The sequence below is a fragment of the Saccharomonospora saliphila YIM 90502 genome, assembly GCF_000383795.1.
In the GTDB taxonomy this organism is placed as follows: domain Bacteria; phylum Actinomycetota; class Actinomycetes; order Mycobacteriales; family Pseudonocardiaceae; genus Saccharomonospora; species Saccharomonospora saliphila.
Genome location: NZ_KB912696.1, coordinates 86,456 through 89,790, shown reverse-complemented (window position 1 = coordinate 89,790; position 3,335 = coordinate 86,456). Strand labels below are relative to the sequence as shown.

3 protein-coding genes are annotated in these 3,335 nt (G+C 69.1%); 1 reads left to right on the top strand and 2 read right to left on the bottom strand.

Translation table 11 applies throughout. The features are described 5' to 3' along the window. Positions 1–439: 439 nt before the first annotated feature. Positions 440–742 (top strand): WhiB family transcriptional regulator, encoded by a 303-nt coding sequence (locus SACSA_RS0115520; protein ID WP_019818539.1) that lies wholly within the window; start codon positions 440–442, stop codon positions 740–742. Between the two features lie 170 nt (positions 743–912). Here the strand turns inward: SACSA_RS0115520 and groL are convergent, their stop codons facing one another. Both groL and groES read right to left on the bottom strand, forming a co-directional pair. Continuing rightward, complete coding sequence (gene groL / locus SACSA_RS0115515; RefSeq protein ID WP_019818538.1) at positions 913–2,526, bottom strand: chaperonin GroEL; 1,614 nt, start codon at positions 2,524–2,526, stop codon at positions 913–915. An 82-nt stretch (positions 2,527–2,608) separates the two neighbouring features. After that, positions 2,609–2,902 (bottom strand): co-chaperone GroES, encoded by a 294-nt coding sequence (gene groES / locus SACSA_RS0115510; protein WP_007026368.1) that lies wholly within the window; start codon positions 2,900–2,902, stop codon positions 2,609–2,611. Between the last annotated feature and the right edge of the window lie 433 nt (positions 2,903–3,335).

Below are 3,335 nucleotides of genomic sequence, written 5' to 3'. Positions count from 1 at the left end.
GTCGGAGGCCGCGCCAGGGGACCGGCGGATGGCGCTCGTCCCGGGGGCGTCTCCGGGCCCGGGACCGCCGACGACGGCACCCGAACCGGGCGCCGGGTCGCCGAACGCCGCCTCCCGAAGGGCGCTCTCGACGGTTGACACGACCTTCCTCCTCACCTCATGGGGTGGCCGTCTGCACAGCGGGTGAACGCCGAGGTCACGGCGGATTCACCCCGAAACACGCTTAAGGCCTCACTGGAGTGAAACGGAAGAACCACTTTTCAGCGGCGTGTCACCGATCACAGTCACCCGTAAAGCCTATCGGTTGAAATGACACATAACTCTTGAAGAACCGTTGTTCTGGCTTCTAGCGTTACGCCCGTTGCACCGAATGGAGTAGTCGCACTACTACAACTGCAGAATCCGGCAGCGTGGTGCCGGACATCGGAGGCGGTCACGAATGGCAGACACGCGGAGACTCCCCGGCCCGAACGCGGACGTTTGGGACTGGCAGCTTGAGGGGGCTTGCCGGGGAATGGACAGCGGCTCCTTCTTCCACCCGGACGGCGAGAGGGGGCCAGCGCGGGCGAGGAGGGAAGCCCGCGCCAAGGCCATCTGCCACACCTGCCCGGTGTTGCGGATGTGCCGCGAGCACGCACTGGCCGTGCACGAACCCTACGGGATCTGGGGCGGCCTTTCGGAGTCGGAACGCGAGAACATCATCCGTTCCCAGCGGCGTTCGCTGACTCTCACCGCGCACTGATCCGTCAGCCGGCGAGGGGACGACACCCCCGCCGCACGACCGAGGTCGCACGGGCGAGTGGGCGACCCGGTACGCGAATGGGGCGGCGCTCCCGTCCGGGAGTACCGCCCCATTCGCCATCGACCACGCACGCGGCACCGACCACGAGGGGGACGGTGCCGCGTCGTGTGTCAGTGCGAGTGCCCGTGCCCCGCGCTGTCGTCGTCGTCCTCCTCGGGCTTGTCGACCACGGAGCTCTCCGTGGTCAGCACGAGCCGGGTGATGGAGGCCGCGTTCGCCACGGCGGAGCGCGTGACCTTGACCGGGTCCACGACGCCCGCGGCGGGCAGGTCGGTGAGCTCACCGGAGGCGGCGTTGAGGCCCTGGCCCCAGTCCTGCTCCTTGACCTTGGACACGATGATCGCGCCCTCGTGGCCCGCGTTGCTGGCGATCCAGTACAGCGGTGCGGTGAGCGCCTCCCGCACGATCTTGACACCGGTCGCCTCGTCGCCGCTCAGGCCGAGGTTGCCCTCGAGTTCCTTCGCGGCGTGCACCAGGGCGGACCCGCCACCGGGCACGATGCCCTCCTCGACGGCGGCCTTGGTGGAGGCCACGGCGTCCTCGATGCGGTGCTTGCGCTCGTTCAGCTCGGTCTCGGTCGCCGCACCCACGCGGATCACCGCGACGCCGCCGCCCAGCTTGGCCAGGCGCTCCTGCAGCTTCTCACGGTCCCAGTCGGAGTCGGAGACCTCGATCTCCTTGCGGATCTGGGCGATCCGGGCGTCGATGTCGTCCTTGGAGCCCGCGCCGTCCACGATGGTGGTGGCGTCCTTGGTGATGTCGATCCGGCGCGCCTGGCCGAGGACCTCGGTTCCGACCTCGGACAGCTTCATGCCGAGCTCGGGGGACACCAGCGTGCCGCCGGTGACCACGGCGAGGTCTTCGAGGAACGCCTTCCGGCGGTCACCGAAGAACGGGGCCTTGACCGCGACCGCGTTGATCGTCTTGCGCGCGGCGTTGACCACCAGGGTGGACAGCGCCTCGCCCTCGACGTCCTCCGCGATGATCAGCAGCGGCTTCTTCTCCTCCGCGACCTTCTCCAGCAGCGGGAGCAGGTCGGACAGCGCCGAGATCTTCTCGCTGTGGAGCAGCACGTACGCGTTCTCCAGGATCGCGCGCTGCTCCTCGGGGTTGGTGGCGAAGTGGGCCGAGACGAAGCCCTTGTCGAACTGCACACCCTCGGTGATGTTCAGTTCGGTGGCCATCGTGGAGGACTCCTCCACGGTGATCACGCCGTCCTCGCCGACCTTCTCGACGGCCTCACCGAGCAGCGCGCCGATGTTGGCGTCGCGCGAGGTGACGGTGCCGACCTGGCTGATGTTGTCGCGGCCCTTGACCGGGGTCGCCTTGTCCTTGAGGACCTCGACCACCTTGTCGGCGGCGGCCTGGATGCCCGCGCCGAGCGCGGTCGGGTTGGCGCCCGCCGCGACGTTGCGCAGGCCGACCGACACCAGCGACTGGGCCAGCACGGTGGCCGTGGTGGTGCCGTCGCCCGCCACGTCGTTGGTCTTGGTGGCCACGCTCTTGACCAGCTGCGCGCCGAGGTTCTCGAACGGGTCGTCCAGTTCGATCTCCCGCGCGACGGTCACACCGTCGAGCGTGATGGTGGGGCCGCCGAACTTCTTGTCCAGCACGACGTGCCTGCCACGCGGCCCGAGGGTCACCTTGACGGCGTCGGCGAGCCTGTCAACCCCACGTTCGAGCGCCCGACGAGCGTCCTCGTCGAAGTTGATCTGCTTTGGCATGGAAAACCTCTCTGGCTGCGCGAAACGCCCCGGTGCCCCGGCTCGTCGCGGGGGCCCGGGGCGTCATCGCGTGCGAACCGTGTCAGTTGACGACGGCCAGCACGTCACGGGCGGACAGGATGAGGTACTCGTCGCCGTTGTACGTGACCTCGGTGCCGCCGTACTTGGAGTAGATGACGACGTCGCCTTCCTTGACATCCACCGGGATGCGGTTGCCCTTGTCGTCGATGCGGCCCGGGCCCACGGCCAGGACCTTGCCCTCCTGGGGCTTTTCCTTCGCGGTGTCGGGGATGACGAGGCCGGATGCCGTCGTCTCCTCGGCCTCGCTCCTCTGGACAACGATCTTGTCCTCGAGCGGCTTGATGTTCACGCTCACCGGATTGACCTCCACGGGTCGTCGAAAGCGTTGGCAGGTACCTAGTTGGATACGGCTCCTACCACCCCGCCGTCGCGGGTGCCGGGGCGTGTGCGGTGCCGTGCGATTAGCACTCTAGCCATCGGAGTGCTAGCCGCGCAACCAGGGTACCCCGGAAGCTCCACGGCTGGTCAGTGGCGTCCCGCCCGCGTTCCGGGCTCCCCCGGGTGGTCGACGGGGTCACCTTTACCGGTCCCCGGGCCGCGGCCCGCCCGAACGCGCGCCCACAACCACCCGTTCGGGCAATGGTTCGCCACCGGCAGGAGCGCCGGACCCGGGCGAGCGCCGTCCGGCGGGACGGCCGTGGAGCGGTGGCACGTCACGGCACCGCGACGCGCGTCGCTCACACCGAGACGGTGCTGACCGGCAGCGCAGGGTCGGCCGGGAGGTCCAG

Excerpts from the sequence above, each read along its gene's own strand:
- SACSA_RS0115520 (WP_019818539.1), top strand. The coding sequence starts at position 440 with ATGGCAGACACGCGGAGACTCCCCGGCCCGAACGCGGACGTTTGGGAC.
- groL (WP_019818538.1), bottom strand. The coding sequence starts at position 2,526 with ATGCCAAAGCAGATCAACTTCGACGAGGACGCTCGTCGGGCGCTCGAA.